The 17,615-nt window shown below is 70.6% G+C and carries 16 protein-coding genes; 7 read left to right on the forward strand and 9 right to left on the reverse strand.

Going from position 1 to position 17,615, the window contains the following annotated elements; translation table 11 throughout:
* Positions 1-50: 50 nt before the first annotated feature.
* Entirely contained in the window at positions 51-2,441 is a 2,391-nt protein-coding gene (locus VM306_RS37570) for an ATP-binding protein (protein ID WP_325523603.1), read from the reverse strand.
* Positions 2,442-2,645: 204 nt separating this feature from the next.
* Here VM306_RS37570 and VM306_RS37575 point away from each other — a divergent pair, with 204 nt between their 5' ends.
* Both VM306_RS37575 and VM306_RS37580 read left to right on the forward strand, forming a co-directional pair.
* Positions 2,646-3,359, forward strand: a complete 714-nt coding sequence (locus VM306_RS37575; RefSeq protein ID WP_325523605.1) for a response regulator transcription factor — start codon at positions 2,646-2,648, stop codon at positions 3,357-3,359.
* A 142-nt stretch (positions 3,360-3,501) separates the two neighbouring features.
* A complete protein-coding gene (locus VM306_RS37580) occupies positions 3,502-4,362 on the forward strand; it encodes a DNA-3-methyladenine glycosylase family protein (protein ID WP_325523607.1) in 861 nt (286 codons plus the stop codon).
* Here VM306_RS37580 and VM306_RS37585 read toward each other — a convergent pair.
* Together VM306_RS37585 and VM306_RS37590 are read right to left on the reverse strand one after the other, a co-directional pair.
* Positions 4,268-5,242, reverse strand: coding sequence for a serine/threonine-protein kinase (locus tag VM306_RS37585; RefSeq protein WP_325523609.1), 975 nt, complete (start codon positions 5,240-5,242; stop codon positions 4,268-4,270). The two genes, VM306_RS37580 and VM306_RS37585, sit on opposite strands and share 95 nt — an antisense overlap.
* 109 nt (positions 5,243-5,351) lie before the next feature.
* Positions 5,352-6,734 (reverse strand): N-6 DNA methylase, encoded by a 1,383-nt coding sequence (locus tag VM306_RS37590; protein ID WP_325523611.1) that lies wholly within the window; start codon positions 6,732-6,734, stop codon positions 5,352-5,354.
* Between the two features lie 52 nt (positions 6,735-6,786).
* Here VM306_RS37590 and VM306_RS37595 point away from each other — a divergent pair, with 52 nt between their 5' ends.
* On the forward strand, positions 6,787-7,482 hold the full coding sequence (locus VM306_RS37595; RefSeq protein WP_325523613.1) for a PP2C family protein-serine/threonine phosphatase: 696 nt from the start codon (positions 6,787-6,789) through the stop codon (positions 7,480-7,482).
* 74 nt (positions 7,483-7,556) lie between these two features.
* Here VM306_RS37595 and VM306_RS37600 read toward each other — a convergent pair whose 3' ends face one another.
* Positions 7,557-9,329: an alpha/beta hydrolase gene (locus VM306_RS37600; RefSeq protein ID WP_325523615.1), complete on the reverse strand. Its 1,773-nt coding sequence runs from the start codon at positions 9,327-9,329 to the stop codon at positions 7,557-7,559.
* Positions 9,330-9,506: 177 nt separating this feature from the next.
* Positions 9,507-10,397 carry a helix-turn-helix transcriptional regulator gene (locus VM306_RS37605; protein ID WP_325523617.1) on the reverse strand — a complete coding sequence of 297 codons (891 nt, stop codon included), beginning with the start codon at positions 10,395-10,397 and terminating at the stop codon, positions 9,507-9,509.
* 97 nt (positions 10,398-10,494) lie between these two features.
* Between VM306_RS37605 and VM306_RS37610 the strand changes: the two genes are divergently transcribed.
* A complete protein-coding gene (locus VM306_RS37610; protein ID WP_325523619.1) occupies positions 10,495-10,998 on the forward strand; it encodes a TetR family transcriptional regulator in 504 nt (167 codons plus the stop codon).
* Between the two features lie 3 nt (positions 10,999-11,001).
* On the opposite strand, the gene cobF is transcribed toward VM306_RS37610, so the two are convergent.
* From cobF to VM306_RS37625, 3 genes are all read right to left on the reverse strand, one after another.
* Positions 11,002-11,745, reverse strand: coding sequence for a precorrin-6A synthase (deacetylating) (gene cobF, locus VM306_RS37615; RefSeq protein ID WP_325523621.1), 744 nt, complete (start codon positions 11,743-11,745; stop codon positions 11,002-11,004).
* Positions 11,746-11,807: 62 nt separating this feature from the next.
* Entirely contained in the window at positions 11,808-12,446 is a 639-nt protein-coding gene (locus VM306_RS37620; protein ID WP_325523623.1) for a peptidylprolyl isomerase, read from the reverse strand.
* A 26-nt stretch (positions 12,447-12,472) separates the two neighbouring features.
* The gene (locus VM306_RS37625) at positions 12,473-13,135 is read right to left on the reverse strand and encodes a DUF2306 domain-containing protein (RefSeq protein ID WP_325523625.1); all 663 of its coding nucleotides are present in this window, start codon (positions 13,133-13,135) and stop codon (positions 12,473-12,475) included.
* A gap of 111 nt (positions 13,136-13,246) precedes the next feature.
* Between VM306_RS37625 and VM306_RS37630 the strand changes: the two genes are divergently transcribed.
* Positions 13,247-14,866 carry a hypothetical protein gene (locus VM306_RS37630; protein ID WP_325523627.1) on the forward strand — a complete coding sequence of 540 codons (1,620 nt, stop codon included), beginning with the start codon at positions 13,247-13,249 and terminating at the stop codon, positions 14,864-14,866.
* Here VM306_RS37630 and VM306_RS37635 read toward each other — a convergent pair.
* The gene (locus VM306_RS37635; protein ID WP_325523629.1) at positions 14,848-16,542 is read right to left on the reverse strand and encodes a tetratricopeptide repeat protein; all 1,695 of its coding nucleotides are present in this window, start codon (positions 16,540-16,542) and stop codon (positions 14,848-14,850) included. The two genes, VM306_RS37630 and VM306_RS37635, sit on opposite strands and share 19 nt — an antisense overlap.
* 101 nt (positions 16,543-16,643) lie before the next feature.
* Between VM306_RS37635 and VM306_RS37640 the strand changes: the two genes are divergently transcribed.
* On the forward strand, positions 16,644-17,063 hold the full coding sequence (locus VM306_RS37640) for a DUF2690 domain-containing protein (RefSeq protein ID WP_325523631.1): 420 nt from the start codon (positions 16,644-16,646) through the stop codon (positions 17,061-17,063).
* A 72-nt stretch (positions 17,064-17,135) separates the two neighbouring features.
* Positions 17,136-17,564 (forward strand): hypothetical protein, encoded by a 429-nt coding sequence (locus tag VM306_RS37645; RefSeq protein WP_325523633.1) that lies wholly within the window; start codon positions 17,136-17,138, stop codon positions 17,562-17,564.
* Positions 17,565-17,615 lie beyond the last annotated feature (51 nt).

Raw genomic sequence — 17,615 nt, forward strand, 5'->3', positions numbered from 1 at the left:
CGAATGCCCCGATCGTCGTTCAGTGCCAAAGCATTCCCCTGCGAGGGGATTCAGCCGATCGCTCGGTCGGCGCCCCAGGCCACGACGTCCTCGCGGCTCCGCAACCCGAGCTTGTCCCGCAGCCGCCGCACCCGCGAGGCCACGGTCCTCACGGAGACGTTCAAGCGGTTCGCGATCTGCTGGTTGGTCAGGCCGGAGGCGAGCAACGCGATCACCCGCCGCTCGTGGTCGTCCAGCGCCTCGCCCGCCGTGCGGTCCAGCCACACGTCGTCCTGGATGAACGCCTCGGTCTCCGCGGCGGTCAGCGGCGTCGAAGCGGCCTCGGCGCGCGCGATCGGCAGCATCAGACGCGCGGTGCGCATCGCCCCGGCGACCTTCCCCGCCCAGAACGGGTCCGGCACGACGCCCACGGACCGCCTGAGCGCACGACCCGTCGCTTCGAGCCGTAACGCGCGCTCCGCCTGACCGCGCATCAACGCGACGACAGCCAGACCTTCCAAGGCGTCCGGCGCGCTCAGCGGGTTGATGCCGTCCATCCGCAACGCCTCCTGGAAGGCGTGTTCGGCCTCGTCCAGGTCGCTCTGCACCAACGCCACCACACCGCGTGTGCTGAGGGCAGAGGCGATACGCGCGGGCATGCCCGACGCGCGCGAGATCGGCAACGCCTTCATGACGTCCTTCTCGGCGCGTTCGTGCTTGCCCAGCGACAACGACGTGCGCGCCAGGTCCACCAGGCACTTCGCCCTGGCCAGGGGTTCACCCAGCAGCTCGGCGACCCGAAGGCACTCGGTGTTGTTCTTCGCCGACGCCTCCCACTCGCCCGACGACTGCTGCACCGCCGCCAGCGTGCTGCGCGAGCTCATCAGCAACGCCGGCTGCCCGAGCGCGCGGACCAGCCGTGACGCCTCGGCGGACAGCTCGGCGGCTTCGGCGTTGTCGCCCTGCTCCGCGGCGAAACGAGCGGCGTGGTTGAGCGCGACGCAGCGGTAGTCGTCGCGAGTGGACGGTCGCCGCAGCGCGTCGCGCAGCATCACCCGCGCCTGCCCGAGACGCCCGCTCCTGGCCGCGCAGTCCGCCAGGGCCGTGGTGAGCAGCAGCAGTCGTTCGTCAGAACGGTCTGCCGCCCACTCGACGGTCCCGAGCAGGCTGTCGACGTGGTTGTCGAGCCTGTGCTGGACGTCCGCGGGCACCGACAGCGGCGCCGTCAGCAGCACGTCCGACAGATCGGTGAACCAGCGGGCCAGCGCCTCGTAGGCGATGTCCAGCTCGCCGGCCGCCAGCAGCTTCTCCCTGGCGTGCAACCGGATCGACTCCAGCTGCCGGAACCGCGTCGCGCCGGTGACGGCCGTCAGCAGCGACTTCGCCTGCAGCCGGGAGAGGACGTCCAGCACGGGCTCCGCCGACCGCTCCGACGAGCAGACCTCGGTGGCCGCGGCCAGGTCGAAACCGCCGTCGAACACCGACAGCCGCCGCAGCGCGAACTGCTCGTCCGGCGCCAGCAGCCGGTAGCTCCAGTCGATCGCCTCACGCAGCGAACGCTGCCGCGACGGCGACTTCCGGCATCCCAGCGTCAGCAGTTCCAGCGGCTCGTCCAAGCGGTCGCAGATGTCCGCGACCGGCAGCAACTGCACCCACCGCGCCGCCAGTTCGATCGCGAGGGGCATGCCCTCCAGGCGCGCGCACAGCAGCGCGACCGCGGCGGTGTTGCCGGCCGTCAGCCGGAAGTCGGGCTTGCGCTCACGCGCCCGCTCCACGAACAGCTTCACGGCCTCGGACCGCGGCGCCGCGGTGGTGACCAGGTCGCGATCCGTCGAGGGAACGGGCAGACCCCCGACGTGGAAGCTGACCTCCCCGGTGATCCACAGGGCTTCGCGCGAGGTCGCGAGCACCCGGACGCCGGGGCAGCGGTTCAGCAGCACGTCGGTGAGCTCGGCGCACGTGTCGAGGAGGTGCTCGCAGTTGTCGAGGACCACGACCACCCTCATGTTGACGAGCGTCTCGACGACGGTGTCGCGCAACGGCTCGTCGGGCTGGGCGAGCACGCCGAGCGCGGCCGCCAGCACCGGCAGGACGTCGCCGGGGTCGGTGACCTCGCCGAGCTCGACGAGCAGGACCCGGTCCGTCCGCCCGCGCCGCAACCGCCCCGCCGTCTCCAGGGCGAGCCGCGTCTTGCCCGCGCCCGCGCTGCCGACCAGCGTCACGAGACGGTGCCTGCGCAGCAGCTGGTCGAGCTTCGTGAGCTCCTGCTGGCGCCCGACGAACGTGTCGCGCGCGGCCGGGAGGTTCGACAGCACCCGCGGGTTCTGCCTGGTGACGGGCGCGGCCACGGTGGCACGGCGGCGGTAGGCCCGTTGGCGGCAGGCGTTGGAGCAGTAGGACCTGCGCTGCTCGGAGGGAGGCAGCTCGCCGGCGCACAACGCGCAACGTCCGGTGCTGGTCATGAGTCCTTCTCCTCCAGCCGTAACGGCAGGGCGTTCCCGTCCCGGCCCGGCGAATGCGCAGGTAGTGGGTGGTGGTGTGCGCGGGGCGACCCGTTACGCCCCTGTGTGCGCGAGACGGTTCGCGACCTCGTCGTTATGCCTGCCTTCCGACGGCTCTCGTTCGGGAACAAACTGGTGACTGGTCCGGTCTGACAGGGAGCACGCATGACGTTGACACCGAGCACCTCGTGGGCGACTGGGGGTCTGCAGCTGGTGGACAAGCCGCGCACGATCACCGTCGGCATCGCCGACGACGAGGCCCTGGTCCGCACGGGAGTCCGCGGCGTGCTGGAGCGAACCCGCGGGGTCGCGGTCGTCGGCGAGGCCGGTGACGGCAGCGGCGCCCTCGAGCTAGCCCGCCGCCAACGCCCGCAGGTGCTGCTGATGGACGCGGCGATGCCCGGCATGGAAGGCCTCGCGGCCGTGCGCATGGTCCGCAGGCACGTGCCGGGAACCCAGGTGATCATGCTGTGCACGCCGCACACCGAGGAGATGCTCTTCCCCGCGTTGCGCGCCGGCGCGGCGGGATTCCTCTTCAAGAACGGCGAACCCGACTCGTTGGTGAGCGCCGTGCGCGCGGTCGCCGCCGGGGAGGCGATCCTCTCGCCGTCCGCGACGCGCGCGCTGATCGACCACTTCACCGGCGCCGACTCGGAACGGCGCGACGCCGCGCGCAGCCGCATCAGCCTGCTCACTCGGCGGGAGCAGGAAGTGCTGGTGTACCTGGCACAGGGCATGGCGAACGCGCGCATCGCTCGGCTCATGTACCTCTCAGAAGGGGCGATCAAGGCCCACGTCAGCCGACTGCTGACGAAACTGCGGTGCGACAACCGCGTCCAAGCCGCTCTCATCGCACGCGACGCCGCCCTTCCCTGCTGAAACCTGTTCTCGTTGCACGGCGCAGGAGCCAGACTAGCCACGGATTTTCGCGCCGCGAAGCAGGTCACCCGGTTGGCCCCGTCCAATGTGATGTCTCATTTCCGCCAGCGTCCCGGCGGGAATCGGGGCATGCTGGGATCCCATGCGGCTGGAAACGTTCTCGGAAAGGTTGTCGTTTCAAGCACCTTTGTGCCCCGACAACCTGTTCGGCCACCTCATCGCCACCGCGGTCCCCGGCGTGGAGGAGTGGAGGAACGGTGTCTACCGCCGCACTCTGCGATTGCCCCACGGATGCGGAATCGCTGCTCTGACACCGTTTCCCGACCACGTGGCGTGCACTGTGGAGTTGTCCGATGCTCGCGATTTGGCCAGTGCTCTAGACCTTTGCCGTTTCCTGCTGGACCTCGACGTGGATCCGGTGGCGGTCGACGACGCCCTGTCGGCCGACCCGCTGCTGGCACCACTGGTGTCCGCCGCGCCCGGACGCCGTGTCCCGCGCACGGTCGACGGCGCGGAGTTCGCCATCCGCGCCGTGCTGGGCCAACAGGTGTCGACGAAAGCCGCGCGCACGCACGCCGCCCGTCTCGTGTCGGCCTACGGCACTCCGGTAGGCGACCTCTTCCTGTTCCCGCTGGAGTTCGACCCCGCCGAGCTCGCCGTGCCCGAGTCGCGCCGCCGCACGATGGCCGCGCTGCTGGACGCGCTCCAGTCCGGTGTGGACCTCTCGCCGGGCGCGGACCGGACGATGGCGCGGGAACAGCTGGGTTCGTTGCCCGGCTTCGGCCCGTGGACGGTGGAGACGATCCTGATGAGGGCGCTGGGAGACCCGGACGCGTTCCTGCCGACGGACCTGGGAATCCGCCTGGCGGCCGAGGCGCTGGGGCTGCCCACGACGCCCGCGGCGCTGGTCAGGCGTTCGGAGGCGTGGCGGCCGTGGCGTGCGTACGCGGTGCAGCACCTGTGGGCGACAGGCGATCACGAGGTGAACCGGATCCCGGCGTGATCTGCACGCTCGATTTAGGGGTGATCTGCACGCTCGCGTACATCGCGCCCGTCGACCCCTCCCGCACGAAACCGGGCAACGGCGGCGGATCCTGCGCGAACCCCCGCAGATCCCCGAACACCCCGACCGCCGTGGCGGGCCGCCCACCGGGATCCTTGGCCAGTAACCGCTGCACGACGGGGTCGAGCGCGCCCGCCACCCGCGGCGGCGGCTCCTTGACGTGCTTGTCGAACACCGCGTACGCCGTCGGCCCGGTGAAGAGCTGCTCGCCCGTCAGCATCTCGTGCAGCACGCACCCCAGCGCGTACAGGTCGCTGCGCGGCTCGGCGATCCCGCGCTGGATCTGCTCGGGGGCCATGTACGACGGCGTGCCGAGGATCTGGCCGGCCCGGCTGAACGGCGCGACGTCGCTCTCCCGCAACAGCGCCAGCCCGAAGTCCAGCACCTTCACCGCGCCGTCCGGGCACAGCATCAGGTTGGTGGGCTTGAGGTCGCGGTGGCAGATGCCGCGCTCGTGCGCCGTGGCCAGCACCGCGGCGGTCTGCGCGGCGATGTTCGCCGCCCACGCCTCCGGCAGCGGGCCGAACTCACCGACCAGGTCGGCCACCGTGACGCCGTCCACGAACTGCATCACCTGGAACAGGCGCTGCTCGTAGGTGCCGAAGTCGTACAGGACCGGCACGCCGGGGTGTTCCAGCCCGGCCACGATCCTCGCCTCGCGCGCGAACCGCTGCCGCACCTCCTCGTCGCTGCCGGGGAGCCGCAGGAGCTTGACCGCCACCCGTCGATCCAGGCGCAGGTCACGGCCCTTGTGCACGGCGCCCATGCCACCCCGCCCCAGCGGCAGGTCGTCGATCTCGTAGCGGTCGGCGATCAGCACCAGCGCAGCCTAACCGCCATGTCCGGGTCGCTGGTCCCGCGCGCTTCCTCGTTGGCGAGGCGGCCGTAACAGCGTTTCAGGACATCCCGATCGGGTGAATCCGGTCCGATCATGCCGGCCTGGTCTGCCCGCTCAGGAGTCCAGAATAGCCCAAACGGACCAGCTCCGCCGCCTCCTGCAGACCCGCTTCCAGGTTCTTGAGCTGCGCGAACACCTCGCCGTACCGCCGTTGTTCCTCGATCGGCAGCGACGGGACCTGCGTCCGGCGGACGTCGAGCCGTGTCGAGCCGGTCGGGGTGCGGGCGAACGCCGCGCGCAGCGCGCCCTCCAGGAAGTCCGGGTCCAGTCGTGCCGGGTCGACCTCGTAGGTCGCGCCGGTGGGGGACGTGACGACGTGGGTGCCCGGCGCGGCTCGGACCAGTTCGCCGATCGTCGTCATCGGGGGCGCGGCCTGGTTCCGCAGTTCGGGGAGGCTCGGGATCGCGAACGTCGGCTGTGCCGTGAGGTAGGCGGACACGTCCGTGCCGCCGCGCCGGGCCGGGCTGAGGTCGATGTCGTCGTCGAGCAGGTCGATGACGCGCGTGTTCGGCTCGACCGGGCCCGGGCCGTCCAGCAGCGCGATGTGCTCGGGCGCGCGGCCCACCGGGTTCCGCAGCAGCCACAGGTCGCGGCCCGGCTGCACCGTCATCACCCCGCGCACGGCACCGGCGCGCAGCAGGTTGCCGCGGATCCGCTTGCCCGGCCTGCGCGACGCCGCCGCCGACGGCAGCAGCACCGCGACCAGCCCGCCCGGTTTCGCCAGCGACAGGCAGTGCTGCAGCCAGGCCAGTTCCGGCTCGCCGCGCGGCGGCAGGCCGTAGGTCCACCGCGCGTCGCCGATGAGCTCCTCGTGCCCCCACGCCCGGTCGTGCCACGGCGGGTCGCACACGACGGCGTCCGCGTGGTGCGCGATCCCGTTCTGCCGCAACGAGTCGCCGGTGATGACCTGCGCGTCCGGCATCCGGCGCCGGGCGATGACCGCCGACACGGGATCGAGCTCCTGGCCGATCTTGGTGCGGCCCCTGGACGCCTTCAGCAACGAACCGGTGCCGCACGCCGGGTCGATCACCGTGTCGCCGTCCGTCGTGGCCAGCACGACCTCGATGACCTCGGGCGGAGTGGGGTTGAGCAGTCGTGAGTGCGCTTCCGCGTACCTCGCGTGGAGGAACTCGAACGTCTCCGCGTCCGCGTCGACGTGGGCCAGCGCCTCGCCGAGCTTCAGGTCGTCGGTCGTGCGCAGCTGGGTCCACAGGCGCTCGGCGGGGGAGACCTCGAACGGCTTGCCGTTTCTCCGCAGCCATGACTCGACGTCGCGCAGCAGGTACAACGGACTGGAGGCCGTCCCGCCGACCGGCGACGGGAAGTCCTCGAACCGCCGCCGCCAGTTCGACACCGCCGCCCGCCCCACTTCGGCGAGGCGGGCGATGTCGCCGGCGTTGACCGTCTCATCCATGTTCACAACCGTATTGCTTGTGAACTCACTTCACAACTGATCTACTGGAGAGATGACATACGAGCTGCGCATCGCGGTGGCGACCGACCCCGGGCTCGTACGCGAGCAGAACGAGGACTCGGTCTACGTCCGCGCGGACCTGCAGGCCGTGGCGGACGGCATGGGCGGTCACGAGCACGGCGAGCTCGCGAGCGCCCTGGCGGTGAACGTCCTCGCGACGTGGCGGGCCGACCTCGGCCCCGCGGTGGCCGAGATCGCGCGCAGGCTCGACGTCGAGGTGCCGCAGAACGCGGGCACCACGCTGACCGCGATGCGCTGGGAGGGCCTGGAGTTCGAGCTCGCGCACATCGGTGACTCTCGCGCGTACCTGCTCAGGGAAGGCGAGCTCCGCCAGATCTCCCACGACCACACCATGGTGCAGGCGCTGGTCGACGCGGGCCGCATGACGCCGGAGGAGGCACTGGTCCACCCGCGCCGCGCGTACGTGCTGCGCGCCCTGCAGTCCGGCAACTCGCACGAGCCGGACCTGACGTGGCACCAGGCGTACATCGGCGACCGCTACCTGCTGTGCAGCGACGGCCTGACGGACTACACGGACCTGGACGACGTCCACGAGATCCTGCTGTCCACAGAGGACGGCAGGGAGGCTGCCTGGCAGCTGGTCGCGCTGGCGAACGGCAACGGCGGCCCGGACAACATCACGTGCGTGATCACCGACGTCGTCAAGAAGAAGTGGTGGAAGCGCTGAAGGGCAACCCCGGAACGGGCGAATGGAAACGGCCCCCGGCACGAACGTGCCGAGGGCCGCGGCTCTGAAAGGTGTTACAGGTTCGCCGGCATGCCCGACTCGTCGGCCGCCGCCGTCGAGGAACCGCTCAGCAGGTCCTTGACGATCTTGTTGGCCTGCTTGACGGCCGGCGTGATCATCTTGATCTTCACCTTGCCGTTGGTGAGCTTGCCGCCGACGTCGAACGTCGTGTCCTCACCGGGCAGCGGGACCGCCTGGCAGCCGGTGAACTGCTTGCGCGGGGTCGCACCGGTCTGGAAGTAGAACGTGATCGGGTCGTCGACGCAGTCCGTGTTGTACGGGAACAGGCCGTGCGAGCCCTCGTTGTCGACGCTGATCATCTTGGCGTTCGGCAGGGCCTTGGCCGTGGCCAGACCACCCTCGTAGGCGGTGGCGGCGTCGAGCTCGGCCTGCGCGACCAGCAGACGCGGGAACGTCTTCTTGTCCGGCTTCGGCATCGAGTTCGTGGCCGGCCAGTACGCGCACAGCGGCGTTTCCATGAACGGCGCGATGAACGGCGCGTTCACGGTCAGGTCGGCCAGCCAGTAGTTCCAGTAGTGCAGGTTCTGGTTCCACTGACCGTCCTGGCAGCGGATCGCCTCGAACGTCGCGTCCCACGTCTCGACCTCGGCGGCGGCGGTCGTGGCCTTCACCGCGACGCGCTCCTTCTTGGCGACCGCGGCGAGCGCGTTCTGCCTGGCCTTGGCGATGAACGCCTTGTTCTCGTCGGAGAGGCCGGGGTAGGTGAGCATCTTCGCGACGATCTGCTCGACCTTCTCCGAGTCGGTGCCCGCCGGGTTCGTGGCGTCGATGACGGAGGCGACCGCGGACGCGGCGGCGTGGTACTGCGAGGTGTCGTACATCGCCGGGATCACGAACCACGCGACGAAGAGCTGGCCGACGAACTCGCGCGTGCCGCCGCCCTTCTCCCACTTGCGGCGGATCTCCATCGGGTCGGTGCCCTGGCCGTACTTGTCGTCGTGGCGCGCCATGAACGGCAGCAGCGCCTCCTGGAACTGGCGGTCGCGGGTGCGCGGCTGCAGGTCCCAGGTGTTCTCGAGCGTCGACTGCGAGGCGTCGACGGCCGAGTCGAGCAGCATGCGGTGGACCTTCGACGGGAACGTCGAGGCGTACCAGGTGCCCAGCCACGTGCCGTAGGAGTAGCCGATGTAGCTGGTCTTCTTCTCACCGAGCAGGACACGGATGAAGTCCATGTCGTAAGCGGTCTGCTCGGTGGTGATGAACTTGGTGAGCGGGTTCTCGAGGCAGCCGTCGACCTTCGCCTTGTTCAGCACGTTGACGTCCGTGCTCTCGGGCACGGTGTAGCTGCAGGTGAGCGGCGTGGAGAGGCCGACACCGCGCGGGTCGAAGCCGATGAAGTCGTACTGGCTCGCGAGGACCGGCGCGCGCAGGGCCATCGCCGCGCCCCACGGCAGGCCGGAGCCGCCGGGACCGCCGGGGTTGACCAGCGCGATGCCCTGGCGGCTGGTGCCCTTGAACGCGGTCTGGGTCTTGGAGACCCGGATGCCGATCGTGTTGCCGTCGGCCGGGGCGTGCCAGTCGCGCGGGACCTGGACGGTCGCGCAGGCGAGGCCCTTGACGGTCTTGAACTGCTTGACGGTCTCCTCGGCGACGCCGGGGAACGCGCACTCCTCCCAGGTGACCTTCTGGGTGGCCAGCGCGCCCGCGAGTGCCTGCGTGTCCGGGTCGGCCTTGGCGGCGGCGCTCGCCGTCGGCGTGAGCACGACGCTGGTGGCGACCAACACCCCTGCCACCGCGGCCATGCCGCCTCTGAAGTACTTCCTCACTTGTGGATCCCTTCCTGCCCCCGCACGGCCGTGTGAGGCCGCGCTTGCAACAGAGGAGAAAGGGGAAAACGCTCGATTAACACTCCTGGGTGGTGGCAGAAAGTCGCCATGTCTGAAAACCGTCACGAAAGATGTTCACAGAGTGATGAACGTTCGTGCGGTAGTGACTTTGGGTAGCTAGAGCCACCCGCGCCGTGACGCCTGCACGCCGAGCTGGAACCGGGTCTGCGCGCCCAGCAGCTGCTGCACCCTGCTCACCCGGCGGTGCACGGTCCGTTCGCTCACGCCGAGCTCGCGAGCGATCGACTCGTCGGTCAGACCGGCGCTGAGCAGTGCCATCAACCTCCTGGTCGCGGTCGTCGGCTCCTGCTGGCTGTCGTCGTGGCCGCCCGGCGTGATCGACACGGACATCCGCCAGAACGCCTCGAACAACTCGATCAACGCGCTGAGTAGCACGGACGGGTGAATGAGCAGTGCCACGACGTTCCCGCCGGTGACCGTCGGCACGGCGATCAACGCCCGGTCCGAGTCGGCGATGACGAGCTTCAGCGGCACCCCGGGAAACGTCCGCGCCTGCTCGCCCGCCGCGATGCTCCCCTGCACCGACGCGAACCCGAGCTCCGTCTGCAGGAGCTCCGAGTCGTACACGACCCGATAGCCGATGCCACGCGCCAACGCCGGCGGCTGCGCGGAACTGGCCTCCGGCTGCGGGCTGAGGTACGAGCCGGGGTCGAGCGCCCGGATCTCCGACTTGGCCTGGCTCTGCATCTCCTCGAAGGTGCTGATCACCTCGCCCGCGTCCTTGAGCACCTCGACGAAGTCGACGTCGTTCGCACCGTGCTCGGCGTAGGCGGCGGCCAGGACCTCGGCGGTCTCCCTGGCCCGGACGGCAGCGACCTCGTGGCCGGAGGCGATCGCCGCCAGCGCCGACCGCGGCGGGCGCACCTCGTCGTCGCGGACCAACCCGAGCCGCTCCAGCTCGTCGTGCGCCGCGCCGTGCTCCACACGACCCCCGCGCAGCATCGCCAGGTACAGCTTCTCGGCTTCCGGCGACAGCCCCTCGTGCACACGACTCCCCTCGGTGGTTCTGAACCGAAGGTACCTGGCCGATCTCCGGCTCAGCGGCCCGCTGTCAACCAACCGGTTGGTTAAAGTGCGGGGAGTGGTGAGGGACAGGGAAGCGACCAGGGCCAGGCTGCTCGACGCGGCTATGGACGAGTTCGCCCAGCACGGAATCGCCGGTGCGCGGGTCGATCGCATCGCGGCCGGGGCCGGCTGCAACAAGGCGATGATCTACGCCTACTTCGGCAGCAAGGAAGGGCTGTTCGACGCGCTGCTGAAGATCCAGGTCGACCGCCTGGTCGCGTCGGCCCCCGTCACCCCGGAGGACCTGCCCGGCTACGCGGGCCGGCTCTTCGACGCGTACGCGAGCGAGCCGCGGTTGCTCAGGCTCGTGGCCTACCACCGTCTCGGGAACGGCTCCGGCGACGTCCCGAAGGCGGACGTCGAGGCCGTCGCGAAGGCGCAGCGGGAGGGCAGGGTCTCCGCGGAGTTCAGCGCGTCCGACCTGCTGGGCATGGTCGTGCACCTGTCGATCCTCGCGTTCACCACGCCGAACGCGACCCGCGAGCTCGTCGAACGCTCCGTGCGGCGCCTGGTGGGGCAGTAGGGGTCAGTGCCTGCGCAGCAGGTAGGTGTCCATGATCCAGCCCTTGCGCTCACGGGCCTCGGAGCGCACCGCGCGGATCTCCGCCGCCACGTCGCCGACCCGTCCGGACACCAGGATCTCGTCCGGCATGCCGAGGTACGCGCCCCAGTAGATCCACGTGTCCGGGTCGACGCCCTCGAACGAGTACGACGCGTCCAGCATCACGGCCACGTCGTCCACACCGGACGGCCACCCGGCGGCCAGGCGGCGGCCGGTCGTGATCTGGACCGGCTTGCCGACCTGGTTCAGCGCGACGCGGTGGCCGGCAGTCAGGGCCGCCACCGACGTGACGCCGGGGATGACCTCCACCGCGAACTCCTCGCCGCGGCCCAGCAGGTCGTCGAGGATCGCCAGAGTCGAGTCGTACAGCGACGGGTCGCCCCACACCAGGAACGCGCCGACCTCGTCCTCGCCCAGCTCCGACAACAGTCCCAGGCACACGTCCGCGCGGGCCCGGCGCCAGGCCTCGATCGTGGCCTCGTAGTCGGACGGGGTGCGGTCGCGATCCGGGTCGCGGCCCTCGACCCACCGGTACGGCCGCGTCACGTGCTCCGCCAGGATCGACGCGCGCAGGTCGACGAGCTCCTGCTTCACCGATCCCTTGTCCAGCACGAAGAACACGTCGACCGTCTGCAACGCCTTGACGGCCTGCACCGTCAGGTGGTCGGGGTTGCCCGCGCCGATACCGATGACCAGGATCTTCCGCACCGCGCCACACTAACAACGCGGTCCCGGACGGCTCGGGACGCGGCCGTCCGGGATGGTGCTCGTCACCCCGCGAGGACGTGCAGGATCCTGACGGGCTTCTTCGGGGCGCCGTCGAGCAGACCGTCGGGCCGCGGCACGATCCCCGCCTTCACGATCCGGTCGAGCGTGTCCATGCCGTAGGTGACATGGCCCATCACGGTGTACACGGGGCTGATGTTGGCGAACGAGTGCACGATGAAGAACTCGCTGCCGTTCGTGCCGGGCCCCTGGTTGCCGTACGCGATCGTGCCGCGCGGGTAGGTCTCCTCGCCGGTCACCTCGTCGGCGAACCGGTAACCGGGGCCGCCCTCCTCCGCCCGGTAGATGTCGCCGCACTGCAGCACGCCCAGGCGCGTGGTGTCCGTCAGGCGCCAGCACTGCGACATCGTGTAGAACCAGCTCCGCGCCAGGTGGGCGAAGTTCTCCACCCCGCACGGCGCGTTGGCGCGGTCGAGGTCCGCCACCACCACGCCGTAGTTCGTCACGATGGTGACCTTGACGGTGCCGCGGGCGGGCACGACGGCCCCGGGCGGCTGGACCGGGCGGGCGGCCGGGTTCTCCGGCGTCGGGATGAACTCGCACCGCGCGGTCGGGGTGACCGGGGACGCGGACGCGACCGGCGCGAGGACGACCATCATCAGAACTGCGAGCAGTAGCCTCATGCGAGCCGACCGTAGTCGCCGAACCGTCAGACGGGAACGGTCTCACGCTGCTCGACCGCGGCACGGCGCTTCACCGGCCTGCGCTCCAGCCACCACTGCGCGATCAACAGCGGCACTGTCCACCCGGTCCACGTCGAAATGCCCGCGATCGTCTGAGGCAACTCCGCCTCCGGCACGCTGCCGGCCACCAGCAGGAACGCGACCACGCCCCAGATCCGGTTCGTGATGATCGAGACGGTCAGCGCGAAGCTGCGGATCATCCACTTGCGGTGGTCGCGGAACTGGCGGGTGCGGGCCGCCCGCCACGCCAGCCACGTGAACGTCAGCCACAGCACGGCCAGCAGCACGTTGCTCACCTGCGCGACCGGGCCGAACGGGGTCATCCAGCCGATCACCAGACCGGCCAGTCCGGACGGCAGCACACCGGCCCACACGTACACGCGGCCGATGCGGCGGTGCCACGCGGGGAAGCGCGTGCGGAACCACGGCCAGATCTGCACCACACACGTGAGAATCGCGATCGACGCACACACGACGTGCACCACGAGCAAGGGATAGTGCGGTCCCCAGTCCGACTGCACGCGGGCTTGCAGACGGTCACCGGTCAGGTAGGGCGGCAGCGAGAACGCCACGAACGCCACCACCACGAAGGCCAACGGGCCCACCCAAGGCTTGCGCAACCACGTCATGCGCCGACGATCGCAACGTGCGCTTACCGCTCGCGCACCGCTCGCTGACGTCCATGATTTGTCCAGGGATTGGTCATTTCGCGCGTGCCCGGCCGGCGCCAGACTGGCGGAGTGACACCTGAGTCGTCGGTGGCCGCCGCCCTCGACACCATGCCGGAGCAACGGCAGGCCATCGCCGCCGGGCAGGCCACCGAGGAGACCTTCGACGCCCTCGCGCGGCGGGTGGCGGTGTTCGAGGCGCGGCGCAAGGCCGCCTGCGCGCGGCTCGCGGCGATCACGAGCGACGACTGGGACGCGTTGCAGGAGCACGTGCCCCGGTGCAGGGCCTGCCGGCCGCGCAGCTGGCGGCGGCTGCGCGAACGCGCCGAGTACACCGCGCCGGGGCTGGTCGGGGTGCCGCGCGACGACGACGAGGAACGCAGGTGGGTCGCGTTCTTCCAGAGTCCGGTGCGCGCCGTGCCCGAAGCCGTCACCAGACCGTTGAGGACGCTGGCGAACCTCGTCAGGGACCACCCCGTGCTGTCCGATCCCAACGTGGTCAAGCTCGGGGTCGGCGTGGTGGGACTCGTGGCCCTGCTGTTCGCGCTGCCGAGCTCCCAGGCGCTGCCGGAGCAGGAGGACGTCGTGTCCGCGCTGGACGACACGCCGTCTCCCGAGTCCGGCACGCCTCCCGCCAGCACTCCGCCGGGCGCGGGCCCGTCCGCGTCACCGGGCAGCACCGCACCGGCGGTCAGCGTGGGCTCGACCGTTCCCGGCGTCACCACGACGAACGGGCAGCAGCCGATCCCGGGAACGTCCACGGTGAACGGAGCGCCCGGTGACCCGAGCGTCCCGGCGAGGCGCGGCTGGGCCTACGCGAGCACGCCGGACTTCGCGTACGACCAGCCGGTCGGACAGCAGGTCGAGCTGCACCGCGACTGGCAGTGGGGAACCTGGCGCCGCAACGGCGTCGAGCGGTTCATCACGGTGATCCGCAGGGGCGAGGGCGCGTACGAGGTGCGGCTGCCGGAACTCGGCGGCACCAACGGCACGGTGCACGTCGCGATCAGCAACGGCTGGGGTTACCCGCAGGCTCTTTCCTGCCAGAGCCAGAACACCCGTGGCGACGGCGATGACCTGCTCGTCGACGTCGCCTGCTTCAGTCCCGACGGCAGCAGGAAGAACCTCCCGTTCGCCATCGTGTTCGTCAGCGACGGTCCTGCCGTGCGTTATCGCGGCGGCGCGGCGGGAGTCACGCGCACGGGACCGGGCCAGTACGACGTGACGTCGTTGAAGGGCAACGGTTTCGCGATGGTTTCCGCGGTCGGTGCAAGCCAGGCGCGGTGCCGCACAACGGTCGAAGCCACGCGCACCAGGGTGGAGTGCGACGCCGACACCGACTGGAACCTCACCTACACCGAGGGCGCCGCGATCCACCACGACCCGGCCGCGTCGGCCGCCTACCTCACCACCGGCAGGAACCACTGGAGCAGCAACGGTGAGACCCCGGCCGTGACCAGGACGGCGCTGGGGCGTTACGACGTCTGGTACCAGGGCATCGGCAACCCGAGGACCTACCCGGCCGACGCCGTGCTGGTCAGCGCCGCCGGTCCGGCGCCGAGGTACTGCCGGATCTGGGCGTGGAACGGCTACTCCTCCCCGCCGAAGGTGCTGGTGCAGGTGCGCTGCTACGACCAGAACGGGGCGGAGGCCGACGCCGACTTCGCGCTGGCCTACCTGCGCAGCCCCTGATGCAGCGACTCGGCCTGCTTCATCCGCCGCAGCGCCTCCTCGGTGTACCCGGCCTCGTGCAGCAACCGCGCGGCGTCGGCCAGCAGCACGAGATCTCGTGAGCGGATCGCGCACTCGGCCGCCTGGGAGTACGAACTCAGCGACGACTCTCCGCAGGCGTCCTGCGCCTGGCCGAGGTTGAGCAGGCAGTCACCGTCCACAAAGGTCTTCAACGCGGTCGAGTAGCAGGCGATCGCCTCGGCGTACCGGCCTGCCCTGTGGTGGACGACGCCCATGCCGTTCCACGCCCGTCCGAGACGTTCGGCGTCCCCGGTCCGCGCGCAGACGTCCCGGGCCCGCTCGAACCACGACAGCTCACCGGTGGCGCGGCCCAGGTTCAGGCACGCGCGGACCTCGTCGCTCTCGGAGACCCGCAGCGACAGCACCTCCTCGAACAGCGCCGTCGCCTCCTCGACGCCGCCGTCCTCCAGGTACAGGTTGCCCAGCCCGCTCAACGCCCGCGGTTCCCGGCGGATCTCCAGCGCGTCCACGAAGCACTCCTCGGCCTCGTCGAAGCTCTCCCGGTCGAGGTAGGCGTGCCCGAGATGGGCCAACGCCAGCGCTTCCCCGTCCCTGTCGCCGATCGCGCGTGCCGCGGCCACCGCTGCCGTCTGCACCTCCACCGACATCGAGTCCACGAGCCGGGCGGCCAGAGCGACCCGGCGCCGGTCGTCGGCCAGGAAGACGGCGGCCGCGGCGTTCACCGGCTCGGAGTCCGCGACCTCGACGTAGTGGTCGAGCAACCGGCCCAGTGCCTCCGGGTCGCGTGGCGCCAGCGTCCTCGCGTACTCGCGCACCAGCCCGTGCACGACTATCCGGTCGTCGGGGCCGTCCTCCAGCAGGTGCAGCTCCAGCAGCCTGTTGCGGAACGGCCGTGCGTCGCCACCCGCGAGCGCGGTGAACGCGTCGATCGAGAACTCGTCCTCGAAGCCGGTGCCGAGCAGGTGGAACACCTCCGCGTCGGCTGCGGAGAGCTGCCCGTACGCCCATGCGAACGTCGAGCGCACCTCACCCAGCTCCACCGGGATCTCCTCGACCAGGGTCGCCAGCCGGGCCGTTCTGCGCATGTGGGCGAGCTTCGCCGCGACGGTCAACGCCAGCGGGTGCCGCCCGCACGCCTCGACCAGCGCCCGCGCCTGGCCGGGGTCCTCGTCGAGGCGCGGACCGAGGTGGGTCCGCAGCAGGGCCAGCGAGTCCTCGACGCCCAGCGGCCCGAGCGGGACGCCGCCGAGCCGCTGTTCAACGCTGGTCGCGATCAGCGCCGCGCCGTAGTTCCGGAACTCCTCCAGGTCGTGGTCCTCGCGCACGTTGAAGAGCAGCAACAGGACCCGCCGTCCTCTTCCGCGCAACTCGCGCGAGAACCACGCGCGCACGTCGTCCACGCGCGTTCTCGCGAGGTCCGCGCGCAGCACGCCGTCGGGGAACCGGTCCGCGACGTCGTGCGCCAGCCTGGTGGCGAGGGTGGTCTTGCCGATGCCCGGCGGACCGGTGACCACCGCGATGCCGCGGTCGGCCAGGACCTCGTGCAGCGCGGCCAGCTCCCGCTCCCGGCCGTGCAGAACCGGTCCGGGGCCCGGCCCGGCCGCGACGTCCGGGAGCCGCATGTTGTTGACGGCGTTCAACGGGTGGTCGGACACCGGGAGAAACTAGCGCTGCGCTGCGGTTCTGACACCCCGCTGACACCTGACCGGGTGCAGCTGTCAGGTCGTTGTGAGCGCGCTTCGGCATTGTCAGCGCCATGAAGTCGACAGCCCTGATCGCAGCAGCCGCGCTCACGCTCCTGGTGGCGCCGGACGCCCGGGCGGCGTCCTGCAGCGGCCGCGGGTGCAACGACAAGGACCCGGTCGCCGCCGGGTGCGGCGGCAGCACGACGGTCGCCGACACCGCGCCCATGTACACCGGTGGCACCGCGGAGCTGCGCTGGTCGCCCGGCTGCAAGACCAACTGGGTGCGGATCTCGAACTACTCCGGCGGTGACTCCGCGCTGCGCATCACGGTGTGGTCCGGCAGCGACCACGTCGGCTTCGTCGCACCGGGAACGCCCGGGAACCACTGGGGAAACATGGTCTACGCGCCCGGCTGCGCCCGCGGCGAGGTGCTCTACGTCGACTCCGGCGGCGTGCACCGCACCGCCCGCCTCGCGTCGAGCGCTTGCTGAAGGGGCTCGCCGTGACCGGCTACATCACCGACTGACTCGCACCGATTCACAGTTCCGCCAAGAGGGAGAAGCATGTTCACCAGGATCGCCGGCACCATCGGCACCGCCGCGCTCGTCATGGGGGCGTTGCTCGGCATCGCGTCACCGGCGAACGCCGAAACCAACCCGGCGTGCTCGTCCGACATGACGCAGATCGGCACCACCGCCTACATCAAGTCGGGCGGCACCACCGTCGCGTCGGTGAAGCAGTTCAAGGGCTGCAACAAGAACTGGTCCTACACCTACGTGTGGGAGGGCTTCCGCAGCTCGCACAGCGGCACGTGGTGGGCCTGTTCCGGCGTCTCCACCAGCTCCGGGCTGGAGGACTACAAGTGCGGCGGCAACCACCAGAAGGAAGTGTGGTCCTCCGGCGCCAACACGCTGAACGTGTGCACCAAGGCCTACGGCCAGCTCGAGTGGTCGGGCGGCGAGGGCTCTGCCGCCACGAGCCAGCGTTGCTGAAACCCCGCGGGACCGCGTGACCGCGGTCGCCGCCCTGGCCGTGCCGGCGCC

The organism is Lentzea sp., from assembly GCF_035525475.1.
Lineage (GTDB): Bacteria > Actinomycetota > Actinomycetes > Mycobacteriales > Pseudonocardiaceae > Lentzea.

What these genes read in the sequence shown, in the direction of transcription:
- VM306_RS37570 (WP_325523603.1), bottom strand. Translation starts at nt 2,441, where the DNA reads ATGACCAGCACCGGACGTTGCGCGTTGTGCGCCGGCGAGCTGCCTCCC.
- VM306_RS37575 (WP_325523605.1), top strand. Translation starts at nt 2,646, where the DNA reads ATGACGTTGACACCGAGCACCTCGTGGGCGACTGGGGGTCTGCAGCTG.
- VM306_RS37580 (WP_325523607.1), top strand. Translation starts at nt 3,502, where the DNA reads ATGCGGCTGGAAACGTTCTCGGAAAGGTTGTCGTTTCAAGCACCTTTG.
- VM306_RS37590 (WP_325523611.1), bottom strand. Translation starts at nt 6,734, where the DNA reads ATGGATGAGACGGTCAACGCCGGCGACATCGCCCGCCTCGCCGAAGTG.
- VM306_RS37595 (WP_325523613.1), top strand. Translation starts at nt 6,787, where the DNA reads ATGACATACGAGCTGCGCATCGCGGTGGCGACCGACCCCGGGCTCGTA.
- VM306_RS37620 (WP_325523623.1), bottom strand. Translation starts at nt 12,446, where the DNA reads ATGAGGCTACTGCTCGCAGTTCTGATGATGGTCGTCCTCGCGCCGGTC.
- VM306_RS37625 (WP_325523625.1), bottom strand. Translation starts at nt 13,135, where the DNA reads ATGACGTGGTTGCGCAAGCCTTGGGTGGGCCCGTTGGCCTTCGTGGTG.
- VM306_RS37640 (WP_325523631.1), top strand. Translation starts at nt 16,644, where the DNA reads ATGAAGTCGACAGCCCTGATCGCAGCAGCCGCGCTCACGCTCCTGGTG.
- VM306_RS37645 (WP_325523633.1), top strand. Translation starts at nt 17,136, where the DNA reads ATGTTCACCAGGATCGCCGGCACCATCGGCACCGCCGCGCTCGTCATG.